The sequence below is a fragment of the Gilliamella sp. BG7 genome (assembly GCF_046635565.1).
Classification (GTDB): domain Bacteria; phylum Pseudomonadota; class Gammaproteobacteria; order Enterobacterales; family Orbaceae; genus Gilliamella; species Gilliamella apicola_P.
Window position 1 is genome coordinate 42,025 of record NZ_JBIDFB010000006.1, and the last position, 19,059, is coordinate 61,083.

The following is a 19,059-nucleotide window of genomic DNA, read 5'->3' on the forward strand; positions in this document are numbered from 1 at the left end:
AAGTGGAATAGGTTTCTTAAATGATTATTAGGCTATTATTCATCACTTCTTAATGAGATTTCGCCACCAATATGAGCTTCAATTTTACCATTTTGTTCTAACAATAAGGCTCCTTGGTCATTTATACCTTTTGCTATTCCGCGAATAATGTTATCGCCAATTAATAGTTTTACAGGACGGTTAACAAAGTTATCTAGTCTATTCCAATCATTAATAAATGGCACTAAACCATGTTTTTCAAATTCTATTAATTGACTTTTTAAGGTTTTGGCAACCTGCGCAACTAATAAGTTACGATCAACATTGCCTAAATTAGCCCATTTTTGGTTAACTATGTTGGTATCCGGGTTTGTCATGGTTAAATTGACGCCAACACCAATCACAACATGGGCACAGTCACCAGTCTTACCTGCAAGCTCAACTAAAATACCAGCTAGTTTTTGATCGTTAATATATAGATCATTTGGCCATTTAACTTTGATGTCTTGGCCAGATAATGCACGTAAGGTGTCAGCAATAACAATACCAACAACTAAACTCAATCCCATTGCCGCAGCTACACCTTGTTCTAGTCGCCAATACATTGAAAAGTATAGATTAGTGCCAAAAGGTGAAAACCATTTTCGCCCTCGCCTTCCCCGTGCTTTGGATTGAAATTCGGCCACACAGCAATCGCCCGATGTTAGTTGATCAATTCGATCCAGTAGATATTGGTTAGTTGAATCAATAATCGGTAATATTTCACATCGACTATTCGATTGGTAATGCTGGTTAATTTTGGTTTTATTAAGCAAATTAAGAGGCGCTGCCAAGCAATAGCCTTTACCATGTACTGAGTTTAGCCCAATCCCCCACTCACGCAGTTGTTTGATGTATTTATTAATACCAGCACGGGTTATGCCAAAAATTGTTGCCAATTCTTCCCCTGAATGGAATTGACCATCGGCTAGTATTTCAATTAATTTAAGCGGATTTTTGTAGCTGCGCATCCGTTCCTCTTTTTTGGGCTAATAATATAATGAAGTATAACGAAATTATAGCAAAACTAACAAATAAATAGGTATTACTTGTTTTATCCATAATAAATGCTATCACCGCAGGAGCAACTAAACTCCCTAATGTGTTGGTTAATAGCATTGCTTGATTCATCGCCACAATATCTTGCTTTCTAACACACGAGCAAGCCCAAGCCATGGATATGGGATAAATGGTGTAAATGGTTGCACCTAATAAGATAATCGCCAACGCATTAAACCAATTGAATATCAGCATAATACATGCAATTAACATTAGTAACGATTCAATTAATAATACAAGTTGCCGTCCAAATTTATCTGCACACCAATTGGCGGGCATTTGTGCAATCACTCCTGATAAAATCATTAAAATCATCCAATTAGCCACTTGAATATCACTATATCCTAAGTGTGAGTAATAGGCTGGTAAGAGTGAATATAACGATCCAATGAGCATCCCTGCAATCACACAACCGGTTAACCCAATTCGAGAGGGTTTATTTAATATCATTGGCATGATGTTAAAGCTGCTTTTTTTTCTTTTCGGTAATTTATAATGGGTCAGCAAAATAAATAAAATTGCTAATCCCATCAGTAACATAATAACTAATCCAAAATATAATATGTTTTGCGGAAAATACTGCAACAAAGCTTGCCCTAAAACCGTACCTAGGTAATAAGTGGTTAAATAAACTGCCAGCATTTTTCCTCGCGTACTTACAGGACCAGTGAGTAATATACAACTTTCTATAACCACCCAAGTGACCGCACAAGCAATGCCTATAAAAAATCGCCACATTATCCAGCTATAAAAATTCATTGAAAAACTTAATCCAATGGTTGCAATGGCAAAAATAATGCAACTATAGGTGTATGTGTGCCGAGCATTGAATTTATTAATAAACCAATTGGCGAAAATGGTACCTAGCAAGTTGCCAGTAAAATAACTTGATCCGACAAGACCAATTTGCCCAAGCGAAAACTCACTACGCACTAACCACAATGGTACCTGTGTGTTTAATGCTGACAAAGAGATTGTTACAAAGAGCAAACTCGTTAATAAAATAGGGAATGAATACGAATGTTTCATAATGTTATCGCGTATAATTATGGGTTAAAATTTGCGGGCAATTATAATTTGGTGCTAATTATAAATAATTGTCTGCATCAATTTCACCCGAGTTGCCGATAAATCGGATTTCTGGTGATAAATTCACCGAAAATTTTTGTAATACACATTTTTTTATATGTCGAGCTAATTCAACCACATCTTGTGCTGTTGCTTGGTCTTTATTAACTAAAACCAATGCTTGTTGTTGATGCACTGCCGCTCCGCCTATTTGATAGCCTTTAAGACCACACTGATCAATAAGCCAACCTGCAGCTAATTTTGTTTGATGATTAGCTTGTGGATATATTGGCATGTTTGGATAAATTTCAAGTAGCTTGTCCGCCACAATTTTATCGATCACTGGGTTTTTAAAAAAACTTCCACCATTGCCTAAAACCTTTGGATCTGGCAATTTACTACAACGAATTTCGCACACTTTATCAAATATCATTTTTGCAGTAACAATTTTGGGATCAAAGTTTCGCAATTCCCCATAAGTTAAAACTGGCTGCCACTGTTTTGGTAATTTTATACCAACATTGATAACAGCATAACCTTGCAAATACGCTTTTTTGAAGATACTTTCACGATATCCATATTGGCCATCAGTTACAGTGGTGATTTTACCTGTAGCTAGTTCAAGCAGCTCCACATAATCAGCAACTTTTTGAAACTCAACTCCATAAGCACCAATGTTTTGAATCGGTGCCGAACCTACACATCCAGGAATTAATGCTAGATTTTCAAGCCCAGGTATATTTTCCTTGATGGTTGTTGATACTAGATCATGCCAAGTTTCGCCAGCACCCACTTTCAAATGCCATGCTTGTTCTGTTTCACTAATGGTAATACCTTTGATGCGATTAACAATAATCATACCATCAAAATCACAGGTAAAAAGTGTGTTACTGCCTTCGCCAATAATCATAATTGGTAAATTTTGGGAGTTATCTTGCCAAACTTGTTGTAATTGTTCGGGACTGGTTACAGTAACAACTTTTTGCGCAAAAACAGTTAAACCAAATGTATTAGGAATTTTTTGTTTCATTGATAACTACCTTTATTTTTTTGTGAAAATAGACATCCAAAAATCAATCAATTTTTTAGGTTATTTCTATAGTTTGCAATCTATCGTATTTAGAGTTTATATTACCACATTGGTTAACATTATTTGATTAAATATTTAGTCGTGTGTGATTTTAAGTTTTTCTATAATTTTGCTATTAGCTGGTCATCAAAAAACGTTTTATATATTTTGGGCTACAAAAGTATGACTAAGATCAAATTCATCACATTATTTAAACAAATATTCAGTTAAAGCAGCGCTTAAATCTTTTTTGTTTTTTGTTATCGTGTATTATAGCTAACTAAGTAGCGTTTTATGAATTATAGTTAGAATTTTAATACAAAAAGCAGGCATTTTTATTAGATTGATTGCTATTGATTTTATTAATTGTACATAAGTTAAGTTTTGCTTATTAGATAGAGGAAATTATGAAAAGAGTTTTTATTATGATCCTAGATTCGTTTGGAATCGGTGGCGCTGAAGATGCAAATAAATATGGCGATGAAGGCGCTGATACTTTAGGGCATATTGCTGAAGCTTGTGCTTTAGGTAAAGCTGAGCATGGTCGTAGTGGCGCATTAAATTTACCTAATTTAGGCAAACTAGGCTTAATCGAAGCGGCGTATGAATCAACTGGTCACTACCCTAAAGGCATGCAAACTGAAGGCGAAATTATTGGTTCATATGGCTATGCTAGCGAGATTTCCTCAGGTAAAGATACTCCATCAGGACATTGGGAATTAGCTGGCGTGCCAGTTCTTTTTGACTGGGGTTATTTTACTAATACCACTAATAGCTTCCCTCAAGATCTTTTAGATAAAATTGTCTCTCGTGCAAAACTTCCTGGTTACCTCGGTAATTGTCACTCATCTGGTACAGTTATTCTTGATGAACTTGGTGAAGAACATATGGCATCTGGCAAGCCTATTTTTTATACTTCTGCTGATTCTGTATTCCAAATTGCCTGTCATGAAGAGACTTTCGGTTTAGATAAACTTTATGAAGTCTGCGAAATTGCACGTGATGAGCTAAATAAAGGTAATTACAACATTGGCCGCGTTATTGCTAGACCTTTTGTTGGCAAAAAAGCGGGCGAATTTGTGCGTACGGGTAACCGCCACGATCTTGCTGTTGAACCACCAGCACCAACAATGATTAAAAAACTAGTTGATGAAAAACAAGGTACCGTAGTGTCAATTGGTAAAATTGCCGATATTTATGCACAAGTTGGAATTACCAAAAAAGTAAAAGCAACCGGTCTTGAAGCTTTATTTAATGCGTCACTAGAAGAAATTAAGCAGGCTAAAAATAATACGATTGTATTTACCAATTTTGTCGATTTTGACTCTTCTTATGGGCATCGTCGCGATGTCTCAGGTTATGCTGCTGCTTTAGAATATTTTGATAGTCGTCTTCCTGAGATGTTAGCGCTTATCCAACCTGGCGATCTGCTTATTATTAGCGCCGATCATGGTTGTGATCCAACTTGGTCAGGTACCGATCATACTCGCGAACATATACCTGTCATTGTCTACGGAGATAGTGTGCCTGTTGGCTCTTTAGGTCATCGTGAAACATTTGCCGATATAGGACAGAGTGTTGCCGATTATTTTGATTTATCGCCAATGGATTACGGTAAATCTTTTATAAAAAATAAATAATTTAAGTTTAAGTAATATCGATTTCGAAACAAATATCAGGAGAAGTTAATGTCTACCCCGCATATTAATGCTGTTGATAATGCCTTTGCAAAAACCGTTTTAATGCCCGGCGATCCGCTACGAGCAAAATTTATTGCAGAAACCTTTTTAGAAAATGCAACAGAAGTTACTAATGTAAGGTCCATGTTGGGTTTCACTGGTTATTACAAAGATAAAAAGGTTTCAATTATGGGGCATGGAATGGGTATTCCATCTTGCTCTATTTATGCAACCGAGCTAGTTAAATTTTATGGTGTTGAAAACATCATTCGTATTGGTTCATGTGGTGCAATTAGCCCTAATGTCAACTTGGGGGATGTTATTGTTGGGTTAGGTGCTTGTACCGATTCAAAAGTCAACCGTTTACGTTTTAAAGATCATGATTTTGCTGCTATCGCCGACTTTGATTTAACTTGTAATGCCGTTAATGCAGCTAAAAAATTGGGTGTGAATGTTAAAGTTGGTAACCTTTTTTCTGCTGACCTTTTTTATAGTGTTGAACCTGATATGTTTGATGTTATGGAAAAATACAATATTTTAGGCGTCGAAATGGAAGCAGCTGGCATTTATGGCGTTGCGGCAGAATATGGTGCAAAAGCACTGGCTATTTGTACAGTTTCGGATCATATCCGAAAAGGCGAAGCAATGTCAGCAGAACAAAGACAATTAGGGTTCAAAGAAATGATCACTGTTGCACTGGAGTCTGTTTTATTAAATCAAAACTAAAAAAATGGCAGGTTAATCTGCCATTTTTTATTTTGATCAAATAATTATTTTATTGATATTTAGATTATAGTAAATCTCGTTTATTAAGGAATTATAAATGAATATTCATTTTAAACTTAGGGTTATATTTTTCTTACAATATTTTATCTGGGGAAGTTGGTTAATAACTCTCGGTTCTTATATGATACGTAAATTACAATTTACTGGTCTTGAAGTAGGATCGATATACGGAACAATGGGTATCGCTTCTTTGTTTATGCCAGGCTTACTTGGGATTGTAGCAGATAGATGGATACCTGCTAACCGTTTGTATATGCTTTGTCATTTAATCGGTGCTTTAGCGCTATTTATTGCGGCTTCAGTAACATCCCCTTTCATGATGATGATTGTGATATTGATCCATTGCTTAGCTTTCATGCCAACCATCGCCATTTCAAATTCAATCGCTTATTCTTGCTTAGAATCACGTGGACTTGATGTTATTACCGAGTTCCCTTGTATCAGAATTTTTGGCACCATTGGATTTATTGTTGCTATGTGGCTTGTGAGTCTTCTAAAATTAGAACTGAGTAGCATGCAACTTTATATTGCAGCTGCATCTGCTTTATTACTCAGCCTTTATTCATTCTTGCTACCATTGATTCCAACAGCACAAAATAAAATTGAAGAAAAAAACATCATTAGCTCATTAGGGTTAGATGCTGTTGTTTTATTCAAACAGCCACGAATGGTTATATTTTTTCTATTTGCAGTTTTATTAGGCGGTATTTTACAAATAACCAATACTTTTGGTAATCCATTTTTACATGATTTTGAAAGATTCCCTGAATATGCTGATAGTTTAGTGGTTAAATACCCTTCTATACTGTTGTCTATTTCTCAAATGTCAGAAGTCGCATTTATCTTATTTGTACCTTTCTTCATGAAACGTTTAGGTATTAAATACGTTATGCTAATTAGTATGCTTGCTTGGGTTGCTCGTTTTGGTTTATTTGCTTATGGCGATCCATCTCTTTTCGGTTCTGTTTTACTTCTCCTTTCAATGATTGTTTATGGTTGTGCTTTCGACTTTTACAACATATCTGGCTCAATGTATGTTGAAAAATCGGTATCGCCAACCATTCGTAATAGTGCTCAAGGATTATTTATGACCATGACTAATGGGTTCGGTGCTTATTTAGGTTCGGTAGGCAGTGGTTATGTAGTCGATTATTATACAGTTGGAAACGTTACAGAATGGCAAACAGTTTGGCTTATTTTTGCAGGTTATGCTTTGGTTCTAGCAATTGTATTTATGTTGATCTTTAAAAACGAAAAGCCTAATCCAAAAACTATTTAAATCATTAATTAATTATTCTTTGTGTGGTGGAGCTTTTTCCCACTCAATCAATACGTAGGCAACAATACATTTTGTTGCCTTTTTACTAACAATTAATTATCGTAAAAATTTGATTTACCGCACAAAAATATAAATAAGTGATGCAAAAGATATAGCAGATAAGTATCTTATCAAGTTAAAATAACCCAATTAACAATGATATACATGTTATTAAAAATTTTTTAATAAGCGTTTAATGTCATTGTTAGTAAAACCAATGTTACTAAAGCCAATTTAGCTCATTTAAAAATAGATTAAATACCTAATGAACGATCAAATGATACCTAAAGTTATATTGCACGAACATGTTGAAGGCAGCATTACCCCTGTCATGGCTCATCAGTTAGCACAAAAAAATAATATTCCTTTTCCTAGTACACTATGTTACAAATCAGGTCAATACAATGCCAAAGAATATAAAAATGGTAGATATTTGTATGACGAATCCAAATTTGAAGAATTTATTAATACATATGATACCGTTTCTAGCTTTCTAAAAGATCCTGAAGATTATTATTCTATTACTTACGATTTTCTTAATAGGAATGCTAAACAAGGGTTAATTTATTGCGAGCTATTTTTGTCCCCCTATCATATTTGTACAACCGAAGTTAATGGAGAGTTGATTTGGGATAAAGAAAGATTTAATCAAACTCTTTCTTACATGGACAAAGCGATTATTAAGGTACAAAACGACTATGATATTATAGTTAGATATCATGTTATTGGTGTTAGGCACTTAGGCGCTAATGTTGTTTATGATACGTTGCGTTTTATTCAAAATAATTATCATCCCTTTATTACGGGATTTAATATTGCTGGTAACGAAATGATTGGGCATTTTGATGATTTTAAAGATTCCCATGAGTTGGCGGCAAAGCTGAATTTAAAAAAATCGTATCATGCTGGCGAAATTGATTCAAATGAGAGCATTATTCAAGCTATTAAACACGGTGCAAATAGAATTGGTCATGGTATTCGTGCCATTGAAAACAAAGCGCTTATTTGTGAACTGGTCGAAAAAAAAATCACTCTAGAAATTGCTTTAACTAGTAATCGAATTTTAGTGAATGAACTGCATGGCGATATTTATCAACATCCAATAAGGCAACTTTATGACCAAGGCGTTCGCATTACCTTAAATACAGATGATGCTGGTATTTTTGGTACAGATATTGAAAAAGAGTATCACATTGCTCATACAGTATTTGGCTTTTCAAGATTAGAATTACTTGATATAACGTTGTGTGGCGTTCAAGCTGCATTTGTCGAAGATTCGGTTAAAAGCCGTTTGACTGAGCATGTTCTTTCATTTTTTACTTCTAATGATAAGCTATTACTGAAAAAAAATATTAATGAAAAAGAATACAATCCAGCAATCATTGAACGATTTTTAGGGTATCAAAAACTGTTACTAACCATACCTGTTAACTAATTTATTTGTCAGAATAATAGGAGATTTGCATGAAAAAAAATAAGTTAACCCTGTTTCTTTTAACCCTATTTATATCTGGCGTTGTTAATGCTGCAACGATTGATTTAAGGATAATTGAAACAACCGACTTGCATGGGAACATGATGAATTATGATTATTTTAAAGATCAATCTGTTGATTCTTTTGGATTAGTAAAAACTGCTAATTTAATTCATCAAGCAAGAAATGAAGTAAAAAATAGTGTTCTTGTTGATAATGGTGATCTAATTCAAGGCAGCCCAATGGCTGATTATGCCGTAAAGAAGGGTTTTAATGATGGCGATATTCATCCTGTTTATAAAGCACTCAATACACTTAATTATACTGTGGGTAATATTGGTAACCACGAATTTAATTTTGGATTGGAATTTCTGCAAAAAAGCCTTTCCGGAGCAAAATTTCCTTACATTAACGCTAATGTTTATGATGCCCAAACCCAAAAGCCATTCTTTACACAATATATTATTTTAGATACTCCTGTTATTGATAGAAACGGCAATAAACATACTATTAAAATTGGCTATATTGGTTTTGTACCGCCACAGATTATGCAATGGGATAAACTTAATCTTGATGGTAAAGTTGTCGTTAAAGATATTACAGAAACGGCCAAATTATTAGTACCTAAAATGAAAAAAGAAGGTGCTGATGTTATTATTGCTATTCCTCATTCTGGTGTTTCAGCTGAACCTTATAAAGCATTAGCTGAAAATTCAGTGTACTACTTGAGCCAAGTAGAGGGTATTAATGCAATTATGTTTGGCCATTCTCACGGCATATTTCCGAGTGAAGATTTCAAATCATTACCAAATACAGATATTAATACTGGCAATATTAATCATGTTCCTGCTGTGATGCCTGGTCAATGGGGTAGCCATTTGGGGGTAGTAGACTTAGTTCTTGATGATGATAAATCCAAATGGCAAGTGATTTCAGGTAAATCAGAAGCTAGACCAATCTATGATGTAATAAATAAAAAAGCACTAGTTAAAGAAGATAAAAAGATTACCAAGATACTGGCTAAAGATCACCAAGGAACACGTGAGTTTGTTAGTATACCAATAGGTAAAGTATCAACAGATATTACTAGCTATTTAGCACTGGTTGGAGATACTTCTGCCTTACAGCTCATTAGCGATGCGCAAATTGATTACGTTAAGCAGTTTATTCAAGGAGATCCTGATCTTGATGGTTTGCCCATTTTATCCGCTATTGCACCATTCAAAGCTGGAGGTAGAAAAAACGATCCAAGTGCTTTTGTTGATGTCAAAAAAGGGGATTTAAAGTTTAGAAATGCAGCAGATATCTACCTTTATCCTAATATTTTATCGGCTGTAAAAATTACTGGTAAGGAAATTAAAGAGTGGCTGGAATGTTCAGCAGGTATATATAACCAAATTGACATAAATTCATCACAATCACAATATTTAATTAATTGGGATAAATTCAGAACCTATAATTTTGATATCATTGATGGAGTGAATTATCAAATAGATGTTACCAAACCACCCCGTTATGATGCAAATTGTCAGTTAATTAATTCTACATCTGAAAGAATTATTAATCTTACTTATCAACAAAAACCAATTGATCCTAATCAAGGATTCTTGATTGCCACTAATAATTATCGTGCTTATAGTGGTATATTCCCAGGCACAGGTGAAAAAAATATTAAATTTAATTCTCCCGATGATTTAAGAGTCATCCTTTCCGCTTACATTACCAATACAACCCAAAAGTATGGTATAACCAATGTTACCGTCGATAATAATTGGCAAATTTCCCCAATTACTAGCAATACAAAATTAGATATTCGCTTTGAATCATCACCATCAGATGAAGCTAAATCTTATATCGAAAAATATTCACTTTACCCTATCCATTTTATCGATACAGATACATCTGGTTTGGGTGTTTATCGGATAGATTTGCAGTCGCCAATTAATACTCAACCTAAAAATTAATTAAAATTATTACGACTCAAAGGATTATTCATATGAAAATTGAAAAACTGATTGAACTTGCTAAAACTGCCCGTTCCAAAGCTTATGTACCTTATTCTAAATTTCAGGTTGGTGCCGTGCTAGTTACTGAAGATGATGAAGCATTTTTAGGTTGTAATATTGAAAACGCATCTTATGGACTAGCAAATTGTGCCGAAAGAACGGCAATTTTTAAAGCGGTTTCTGAAGGTAAAACAAAATTTAAAAAATTGGTGGTAATTGGAGATACTGATGGGCCTATTTCACCATGTGGAGCTTGCCGTCAAGTTATTAGTGAGTTTTGTGCTAAAGATATGCCTGTTATTTTGACCAATATGAACGGTAAAATTCAGGAAACAACAGTGGGAGAATTATTACCTTGGTCTTTTTCACCAAGTGATCTTGATTAGCATTATTTTTTAACAATAAAAAATAATAATCAGGACTCAAAATTTATTTTGTATAAACAAAGCAATACACTAATTTAATTTATTGATAGTAAGAGAGAATAGTAATGAGATTTGTAGATATTATAGAAAAAAAACGTGACGGCAATGTATTAACCACTGATGAAATCCAATTTTTTATCACTAATTATACCAATGGAACTATCCCCGATTATCAAGTTAGTGCTTTATTAATGGCAATTTATTATCAAGGTATGACTTCCAAAGAGTGCGCAGATTTAACCTCGGCGATGATGTATTCTGGCGATACTGTTGATCTGTCTTCAATCAAAGGCATTAAAGTTGATAAACATTCAACTGGCGGTGTAGGTGACACTACAACATTAGTTCTAGCTCCTTTAGTAGCAGCTTTAGATGTTCCAGTAGCTAAAATGTCTGGACGAGGGCTTGGTCACACGGGTGGCACCACAGATAAATTTGAATCGATTCCTGATTTTAAAATTGAGTTAAGTAAACAAGATTTTATTAATCAAGTTAATAGTGAAGGCCTTGCCGTTATTGGCCAATCAGGAAATTTAACCCCAGCAGACAAGAAACTTTATTCGTTACGTGATGTAACAGGTACTGTTAACTCTATTCCTCTTATTGCAAGTTCAATTATGAGTAAAAAATTGGCAGCGGGTGCTGATGCCATCGTTCTTGATGTTAAAACAGGTGATGGTGCGCTAATGAAAGATATGGCCGATTCAGAAAAATTAGCCCATGAAATGGTAAATATTGGTAATCAAATTGGCCGTAGAACCATGGCAATTATTTCGGATATGTCTCAACCTCTTGGTTTTGCAATTGGTAATGCTCTTGAAGTAAAAGAAGCAATTGATACGTTGAAAGGGAATGGTCCAGCTGATTTAACCAAACTGGTTTTAACATTAGGTAGTCAAATGGTTGTACTTGCCGATAAAGCAAAAACATTAGAAGAAGCCAGAATAAAACTTCAAGAAGTCATTAAAAATGGTAAAGCTATCGAGAAGTTTAAAACCCTAATTGAAGCACAAGGTGGTGATAGTTCGGTCGTTGATCATCCTGAAAAATTGGCTAGTGCACCTTACCAAATTGCCCTACCAGCCCTTAAGTCAGGTTATGTATCAAAAATTATCGCAGATCAAATCGGGATCGCTGCAATGCAATTAGGTGCTGGTCGTGCAACCAAAGAAGATATTATTGATCCAGCTGTTGGAATCGTGTTACATAAAAAAGTAGGCGACAAAGTTACTGAAGGTGAAGCTTTATTAACGATACACGCCAATACTGATAAGCTTGATACTATCAAGCAAAAATTATATGACAATATTACCATTAGCGATAACGCAACTGAGCCTCAACTTATTTACAAGGTGATTACAGGATAATAGCTGTTATATAATGATTTAGGAGATACCATGCATTATCAATTAAATAAAAAGCTATCATTACTTGTTTGTATGGGGCTATTTTCAGCCTCTTGCATGGCCGCTGTTTCCACAAAAAGCTCATCAGTTCCAACTTTAGAAAAAGACAAGTCTTATCAATTTACTATTTTGCATACCAATGACCACCACGGCCGTTTTTGGCAAAATGATATTGGTGAGTATGGGCTTGCTGCTCAAAAAACCGTAGTAGATGAAATTCGAAAAGAAGTTACGGCAAAAGGAGGGAAATTACTGCTGCTATCAGGTGGTGATATTAATACTGGTGTCCCTGAATCTGATGTACAGCAAGCCAAACCTGATTTTATTGGCATGAATGCGGTTGGTTACGATGCTATGGCTGTTGGTAATCATGAGTTTGATCATCCTTTGACTATTATTCGTGAGCAACAGAAATGGGCAAAATTTCCTTTTTTATCGGCAAACACTTACTTTAAAGGCACAGATAAACGTGTATTTGATGCCTATAAAATGTTTTATTTGAATGGTATTAAAGTTGCTGTGTTTGGTTTAACCACTGACGATACCATTTTTCTTGCTTCACCCAAAAATACGGAAGGCGTCGAATTTCGACAAACCTTACCCGAAGCACAAAAAATAATTAAACAGTTAAAAGATAATGAACACCCTGATATGATTATTGCTGTCACTCATATGGGGCATTATGAAAATGGTGAACATGGCTCAATGGCACTGGGTGATGTTGAATTAGCCAGAAATTTACAGACCGGCGATTTAGATATGATAGTGGGAGGACACTCACAAAACCCTGTGTGTATGGCTAGTCCTAATAAACGTATTACCGAATATGTACCAGGTACACCTTGCGCGCCAGATCAACAAAATGGCACATGGATTGTGCAGGCCCACGAATGGGGGAAATATGTTGGACGTGCAGATTTTGTCTTTTTAAATGGTAAAATCACGTTAAAAAATTATCAATTAATTCCTATTAACCTTAAAAAAGAGGTTGATACTGGTAACAGTACCAAACGCCTTGAATATTACACGCAAGAAATTCCTCAAGATAAATCCTTACTTGAAAATTTGAGACCTTATCAAGAATTAGGTAAACAGCAGTTGTTAGTGAAAAGTGGCGAGTTAAAAGGACGATTAGAAGGTAATCGAGATGTTGTTAGATACCAACAAAGCAATATGGGACAACTGTTACTCAGTGCTTTTGTTGAAAAAACCAATGCAGACGTTGGCATTATGTCTGGGGGGATGATTCGTGATTCATTAATTGAAGGTAATATTACTTATCGTGATATTTTAAAAGTAGAACCTTTTGGTAATAGTGTAGTTTATTTTGAATTAACTGGCAGTGAATTAATTGATTATCTAAAAGTTGCATTAAGTAAAAAACAAGGTTCGGGTGGGTATGCACATTTGAAAAATATAGACCTAACAAGAAATGGGAACAATATTGAAGATGTAAAAATTAATGATCAACCGATCAATTTACAAAAAAATTATCGCATTGCCACACTCGACTTTTTAGCCGCAGGTGGAGACGGCTATCCAATAACCAATACGTCATCGACTTATGTTGATACAGGCTATCGCGATGCCAATGTAGTAAAACAATATTTTGAGACTCATTCGCCAATTACTGCGTCTGATTATGAACCAAAACAATTTATTATTGAGAAATAAATATTGAGATAATTATGAGTATGACTGAATTTCAACAAAGTTGTTATAATATTGTGACAGACCCGAATTTGTCACCAAAACAAAAAGCCAATTTACTTGCATTAGCAGCAGAAAACAATTTGCCTTATGTTGATATTGATAGCGAAACCAAAAAAGCTTTAGATGAACGCGTCATTTGTGACATGTATGAGGGGCACGCTCCATATAAACCACGCTATGTGCTTCCTGATTATGCTAAATTCTTACAACAAGGTTCAAAATGGCTTGAACTTGAGCCTGCCAAAACTTTTGATGATGCGCTAAATATGCTTACTATTGCTTATCATCATGTTCCTTCGGTAACTGGAATGCCTGTTTATTTAGGATGTTTAGATCAAGTACTTCTTCCATATGTTGGTGAACTTACTGAAGATCAGTTGTATCGTCGCATAAAAAACTTTTGGATCATGCTTGATCGTAATTTACCTGACGCATTTATGCATGCAAACATTGGTCCAACTGATAATATTATTTGCCGTGTAATTTTACGTGTAGATAGAGAGCTTAAACAAGTTGCACCTAATTTAACCTTTATCTATGATGAAGGCATTACAACAGAATCATTATTATTAGAGGCAATTGAAAATATTTGTGAAACAAGCAAACCTCATATTGCAAATAATAATATGATCGAAAAAGATTTTGATGACAAAGGTTATGGTGTTGTAAGTTGCTATAATTCACTACCAGTTGCAGGTGGAGGAAGCACGCTTTCGCGAATTAATTTAAAAGAGGTAGCATTACGAAGTAAAAATAGTGAGGATTTTTTGACAAATACCTTACCTTACTATTGTCAGTTACAGCTTAATCTTATTCAAGCAAGATCTAACTTTCTTTATAATCAATCCAACTTTTTTAATAGCAGTTTTTTAGTCCAAGAAGGATTAATCGATCCCAATCGATTTGCCCCCATGTTTGGTATCTTTAGTATGGCTGAAGCGGTCAATATCCTGCAAGAAAAAGCAAATTTAGCAGGGCGTTATGGTTTTGACCAACAAGCCAATGAGCTAGCATTAACCATTACCCAACTCGTTGCCAAATTTATTGATACACACACAATAAAAAATGCTTGGAAAGGAAAGGCTATGTTGCACTCGCAATCTGGTATTAGTTCAGATAGAGGCACAACCCCTGGTTTACGCATTCCTTATGGTCATGAACCTGATCCTGTTACCCATATTATGGCGCTATTTAAACACCATCATTACTACACATCAGGTATCAGCGATATTTTAACAATTGATGAAACAATCAAAAATAATCCTCTAGCCTTACTACAAATTTGTAAAGCAGCTTTTAAATTTGGTTTCCGCGAATTTACTGCTAATATCAGTGGTAATGATCTTGTTCGAGTAACTGGTTATATGGTTAGATTATCGGACATCAAAAAGTATAAACAAGAAGGATCACGAATTAATACAACGTTTTTAGGAGCAGAAGCTGCTAATGACGTTAAAAACAATAGTTATTTATGTCGAAAACCACGAGTAATTAGTCATGAGCAAGACATGGGCAATCGTTAATAAGCTTTTACCCTTTTCTTGTGTAGATGGACCTGGTAATCGACTAGTTATATTTTTACAAGGATGTAATTTTCGTTGTTTAAACTGCCATAATCCTTATACGATATCATTGTGCAAGGATTGTGGTCAATGTGTTGATACTTGTCCACATAAAGCATTAAGTTTTAGTAACAATAAAGTTATATGGCAAACTTCAAATTGTCAGCAATGCGATACTTGTATTAATACTTGTAAGCATTCTTCATCACCAATGACTTATAGATATAGTGTAGATGATATTTTAATCGCTATCCGGAAATATCTACCATTTTTAAATGGTATTACCATAAGTGGTGGAGAAGCAACAATGCAGTTACCCTTTATTAAAGAGCTATTCAATGTTATCAAACAATCTAACGATTTAAAGCACCTTACCTGTTTTATTGATAGCAATGGTTATTTAACTAAAACAGGGTGGCAAAAAGTAGAAAATGTGATGGATGGCGCAATGATTGATCTCAAAGCTTGGGATAATGATGTGCATAAAAAGTTAACGGGAAGATACAATCAACGAGTAAAAGAAACGATTAAATATCTGGCAAAAATAAAAAAACTATATGAGGTAAGACTTTTAATTATTCCTAAACAAACGGATCTACAGGATAATGCTAAAAATATTGCCAAATTTTTAATTGATTTAGATCCCAATATTCAAATAAGAATTAATGCTTTTCATAATCATGGTGTACATGGTATCGCTAAAAACTGGCCATCCGCCAGTAGACTCAAAATAGAACTGTTTGCAGAACAATTAAAACAGCATAGCTTAAAACATATTATATTACCTAATGTTTATTTCAGAAAAAATTAGTACCTAATTTGTCAGAAATGCTTTCTTGTTAATTTTAAGCATCAATAAATGGTAGATAATTTATATTGATGTGTAAATACCCCAAACTTAGTCAATATTCAAGTAGAAAATTATGCTGCTTGTTTAAGGAGATTTACAATAGAGTTATTTAATATTAATAATACGTTATATCATAACCAATAATACTATTACATTAAGATCGAAAAAAGATAAACTTGATTTGCTTTTACTGATATGGTTCAGATCTATATTGAATAAATTGCTATTACATGGCTTTAACTAAATGGTTTTAAATGCAGAAAAGGGACAATTGTCCCTTAAATTAGAAAAATATTATTTATTCTTTTTAAATGCAGTTGCAAATGCATTTCCCATGACATTATTAGTCATTGAAGAAGAGTGTTGTTTTTTAGTATTGTTAACCGAACGTTCATTAATGAATTTTCGATTATCAGTTTTTGGCGCTGCAGGATCATCTAATCGCATTGATAAAGCGATACGTTTTCGAGGAATGTCAACTTCTATCACTTTAACTTTGACTATATCACCAGCTTTTACCACAGTTCTTGGATCATCAACAAACTTATCTGATAAAGCAGAAATATGTACTAAACCATCTTGATGCACACCAATATCAACAAACGCGCCAAAATTAGTTACATTAGTAACAGATCCTTCCATAATCATACCTATTTTTAAGTCTTCCATCGTTTCTATATCATCAGCAAATTGCGCAGTTTTAAATTCAGGTCTTGGATCACGACCTGGTTTATCAAGCTCTTTGATAATATCTGTAACTGTTGGTACACCAAAATGATCATCTACGTAATCGATTGCCTTAAGTGATTTTAAATAGTTTGTATCACCTAAAATTTCTTTTAGAGATTTATAATTTTTTTCTAAAATGCGCTCTACAACAGGGTAAGCCTCTGGATGAACGGCCGATGCGTCAAGGGGATTTTTACCATCCATTATACGTAAAAATCCAGCGCACTGTTCAAATGCTTTAGGACCTAAGCGTGCCACTTTTAATAATTGTTGACGATCCGTAAATTGTCCATTTTCATTACGCCAATTAATTATATTTTGGGCTATTACTTTATTAAGTCCAGCAATACGAGCAAGTAACATCATCGAAGCAGTATTTAAATTAACACCAACCGCATTAACACCATCTTCAACAACAGCATCAAGTTTTTTTGCTAACTGTGTTTGGCTAACATCGTGCTGATATTGCCCCACCCCAATCGATTTAGGATCAATTTTAACAAGCTCTGCTAATGGATCTTGTAAACGACGTGCAATTGATACTGCGCCACGAATAGATACATCTAAATCAGGAAATTCTTGCGCTGCTAGTTCTGATGCAGAATAAACCGAGGCACCTGCTTCGCTTACAATCACTTTTTGTGCTTTCACTTCTGGATATTTCTTTTGAACATCAAGATAAAAACGTTCAGTTTCGCGTGAAGCTGTACCATTACCAATGGCCACTAATTCAACTTGATATTTAATACAAAGTGCGGCAATAACCATAGCTGCTTTATCTGCCTGCCCTGTATGAGGATAAATCGTTTCAGTCGCAACTAATTTACCTGTTGCATCAACAACAGCTATTTTTACACCTGTTCTTAAACCGGGATCCATGCCCATAGTAACTTTCATACCTGCTGGAGCAGCCATTAACATATCATGCAAGTTGGCAGCAAATACATTAATCGCTTCTTCCTCTGCTCGCTCACGTAATGTTGTCATTAATTCGGTTTCCATGTGCATCAGAATTTTAATGCGCCATGTCCAATTAATCACAGCTTTGCGCCATTTATCTGCTGGTTGTTCATTAAAATGAACACCTAGATATTCAGTGATAATTTGTTCACAATAACTCTCTTTAGTCGCTTGTTCAAATTGCGGGTCAGCATTTAAGGAGAGTTGTAAAAAGCCTTCATTTCGCCCTCGAAACATTGCTAATGCACGATGAGATGGTATTTTAGAAATCAATTCACTTTGTGCAAAATAATCTCGAAATTTAGCACCTTCTTCTTCTTTACCACTCACCACTTGCGAAACTAAATGAGCATTATTCCAGAGATATTGACGCACTCTTGCTAATAACGCAGCATCTTCGGCAAAGCGCTCCATCAAAATGTAACGAGCACCATCCATTGCTGATTTAGTATCAGTAATACCTTTGTCAGAATCGATATATTTTTCTGCTTCAATTACTGGGTCAAGTATGGGATTTTGCCATAAGTCGTCAGCTAATGGTTCAAGCCCTGCTTCAATGGCAATTTGACCTCGAGTTCGGCGTTTAGGCTTATATGGTAAATAGAGATCTTCAAGTTCTGTTTTACTAAGCGTTTGTGTAATACTGTTACTTAATTCTAATGTCAATTTACCTTGTTCCTCAATCGACTTTAAAATTGTTTGCTTGCGATCTTCAAGTTCACGCAAATAGCTCAATCGATTATCAACAGTACGTAATTGGATATCATCAAGCCCACCTGTCACTTCTTTTCGATAACGAGCAATAAAAGGAACAGTACTGCCATCATCTAATAATTGAATCGCCGCTAGAATTTGTTCTGATTTTACGGTCAGCTCACCAGCTATAATATGGCTAATTTGTTTATTCATCATGGTATTTTTAACAATTTTAAGCAAA

14 protein-coding genes are annotated in these 19,059 nt (G+C 34.7%); 10 read left to right on the plus strand and 4 right to left on the minus strand.

Annotated elements, in window-relative coordinates:
* Window positions 1-35 precede the first annotated feature (35 nt).
* The 3 genes from birA to murB are packed head-to-tail and all read right to left on the minus strand — an operon-like array spanning window position 36 to window position 3,175.
* The gene (birA, locus tag ACGH49_RS05545) at window positions 36-989 is read right to left on the minus strand and encodes a bifunctional biotin--[acetyl-CoA-carboxylase] ligase/biotin operon repressor BirA (protein WP_065606837.1); all 954 of its coding nucleotides are present in this window, start codon (window positions 987-989) and stop codon (window positions 36-38) included.
* The gene (locus ACGH49_RS05550) at window positions 964-2,106 is read right to left on the minus strand and encodes an MFS transporter (protein ID WP_411588537.1); all 1,143 of its coding nucleotides are present in this window, start codon (window positions 2,104-2,106) and stop codon (window positions 964-966) included. The genes birA and ACGH49_RS05550 overlap by 26 nt, the downstream gene beginning before the upstream one ends.
* Before the next feature lie 58 nt (window positions 2,107-2,164).
* Window positions 2,165-3,175 (minus strand): UDP-N-acetylmuramate dehydrogenase, encoded by a 1,011-nt coding sequence (murB, locus tag ACGH49_RS05555; protein ID WP_065606833.1) that lies wholly within the window; start codon window positions 3,173-3,175, stop codon window positions 2,165-2,167.
* Between the two features lie 446 nt (window positions 3,176-3,621).
* On the opposite strand from murB, the gene ACGH49_RS05560 reads away from it, so the two are divergent.
* The 10 genes from ACGH49_RS05560 (at window position 3,622) to ACGH49_RS05605 (ending at window position 16,394) form a co-directional block, all read left to right on the plus strand.
* Window positions 3,622-4,854: a phosphopentomutase gene (locus tag ACGH49_RS05560; RefSeq protein WP_411588539.1), complete on the plus strand. Its 1,233-nt coding sequence runs from the start codon at window positions 3,622-3,624 to the stop codon at window positions 4,852-4,854.
* Between the two features lie 48 nt (window positions 4,855-4,902).
* Window positions 4,903-5,619: a purine-nucleoside phosphorylase gene (gene deoD / locus ACGH49_RS05565; protein ID WP_065560334.1), complete on the plus strand. Its 717-nt coding sequence runs from the start codon at window positions 4,903-4,905 to the stop codon at window positions 5,617-5,619.
* 97 nt (window positions 5,620-5,716) lie between these two features.
* Window positions 5,717-6,958 carry a nucleoside permease gene (locus ACGH49_RS05570; protein ID WP_411588541.1) on the plus strand — a complete coding sequence of 414 codons (1,242 nt, stop codon included), beginning with the start codon at window positions 5,717-5,719 and terminating at the stop codon, window positions 6,956-6,958.
* A 304-nt stretch (window positions 6,959-7,262) separates the two neighbouring features.
* Complete coding sequence (gene add, locus ACGH49_RS05575; RefSeq protein WP_411588542.1) at window positions 7,263-8,432, plus strand: adenosine deaminase; 1,170 nt, start codon at window positions 7,263-7,265, stop codon at window positions 8,430-8,432.
* Window positions 8,433-8,461: 29 nt separating this feature from the next.
* Window positions 8,462-10,435 carry a bifunctional 2',3'-cyclic-nucleotide 2'-phosphodiesterase/3'-nucleotidase gene (locus ACGH49_RS05580; protein ID WP_411588544.1) on the plus strand — a complete coding sequence of 658 codons (1,974 nt, stop codon included), beginning with the start codon at window positions 8,462-8,464 and terminating at the stop codon, window positions 10,433-10,435.
* 26 nt (window positions 10,436-10,461) lie between these two features.
* Window positions 10,462-10,863, plus strand: a complete 402-nt coding sequence (locus tag ACGH49_RS05585) for a cytidine deaminase (protein ID WP_411588595.1) — start codon at window positions 10,462-10,464, stop codon at window positions 10,861-10,863.
* Window positions 10,864-10,967: 104 nt separating this feature from the next.
* On the plus strand, window positions 10,968-12,269 hold the full coding sequence (locus ACGH49_RS05590) for a pyrimidine-nucleoside phosphorylase (RefSeq protein ID WP_411588546.1): 1,302 nt from the start codon (window positions 10,968-10,970) through the stop codon (window positions 12,267-12,269).
* Window positions 12,270-12,299: 30 nt separating this feature from the next.
* Entirely contained in the window at window positions 12,300-13,982 is a 1,683-nt protein-coding gene (ushA, locus tag ACGH49_RS05595) for a bifunctional UDP-sugar hydrolase/5'-nucleotidase UshA (protein ID WP_411588548.1), read from the plus strand.
* Window positions 13,983-13,996: 14 nt separating this feature from the next.
* A complete protein-coding gene (locus ACGH49_RS05600) occupies window positions 13,997-15,544 on the plus strand; it encodes a YjjI family glycine radical enzyme (RefSeq protein ID WP_411588550.1) in 1,548 nt (515 codons plus the stop codon).
* Complete coding sequence (locus ACGH49_RS05605) at window positions 15,519-16,394, plus strand: YjjW family glycine radical enzyme activase (protein ID WP_065606817.1); 876 nt, start codon at window positions 15,519-15,521, stop codon at window positions 16,392-16,394. The genes ACGH49_RS05600 and ACGH49_RS05605 overlap by 26 nt, the downstream gene beginning before the upstream one ends.
* Before the next feature lie 333 nt (window positions 16,395-16,727).
* On the opposite strand, the gene ACGH49_RS05610 is transcribed toward ACGH49_RS05605, so the two are convergent.
* Window positions 16,728-19,034 (minus strand): Tex family protein, encoded by a 2,307-nt coding sequence (locus ACGH49_RS05610; RefSeq protein WP_411588552.1) that lies wholly within the window; start codon window positions 19,032-19,034, stop codon window positions 16,728-16,730.
* Window positions 19,035-19,059: the final 25 nt, after the last annotated feature.

Coding starts and splice junctions, on each gene's coding strand:
- birA (WP_065606837.1), bottom strand. CDS start 989: ATGCGCAGCTACAAAAATCCGCTTAAATTAATTGAAATACTAGCCGAT.
- ACGH49_RS05550 (WP_411588537.1), bottom strand. CDS start 2,106: ATGAAACATTCGTATTCATTCCCTATTTTATTAACGAGTTTGCTCTTT.
- murB (WP_065606833.1), bottom strand. CDS start 3,175: ATGAAACAAAAAATTCCTAATACATTTGGTTTAACTGTTTTTGCGCAA.
- ACGH49_RS05560 (WP_411588539.1), top strand. CDS start 3,622: ATGAAAAGAGTTTTTATTATGATCCTAGATTCGTTTGGAATCGGTGGC.
- deoD (WP_065560334.1), top strand. CDS start 4,903: ATGTCTACCCCGCATATTAATGCTGTTGATAATGCCTTTGCAAAAACC.
- ACGH49_RS05570 (WP_411588541.1), top strand. CDS start 5,717: ATGAATATTCATTTTAAACTTAGGGTTATATTTTTCTTACAATATTTT.
- add (WP_411588542.1), top strand. CDS start 7,263: ATGAACGATCAAATGATACCTAAAGTTATATTGCACGAACATGTTGAA.
- ACGH49_RS05580 (WP_411588544.1), top strand. CDS start 8,462: ATGAAAAAAAATAAGTTAACCCTGTTTCTTTTAACCCTATTTATATCT.
- ACGH49_RS05590 (WP_411588546.1), top strand. CDS start 10,968: ATGAGATTTGTAGATATTATAGAAAAAAAACGTGACGGCAATGTATTA.
- ushA (WP_411588548.1), top strand. CDS start 12,300: ATGCATTATCAATTAAATAAAAAGCTATCATTACTTGTTTGTATGGGG.
- ACGH49_RS05600 (WP_411588550.1), top strand. CDS start 13,997: ATGAGTATGACTGAATTTCAACAAAGTTGTTATAATATTGTGACAGAC.
- ACGH49_RS05605 (WP_065606817.1), top strand. CDS start 15,519: ATGAGCAAGACATGGGCAATCGTTAATAAGCTTTTACCCTTTTCTTGT.
- ACGH49_RS05610 (WP_411588552.1), bottom strand. CDS start 19,034: ATGATGAATAAACAAATTAGCCATATTATAGCTGGTGAGCTGACCGTA.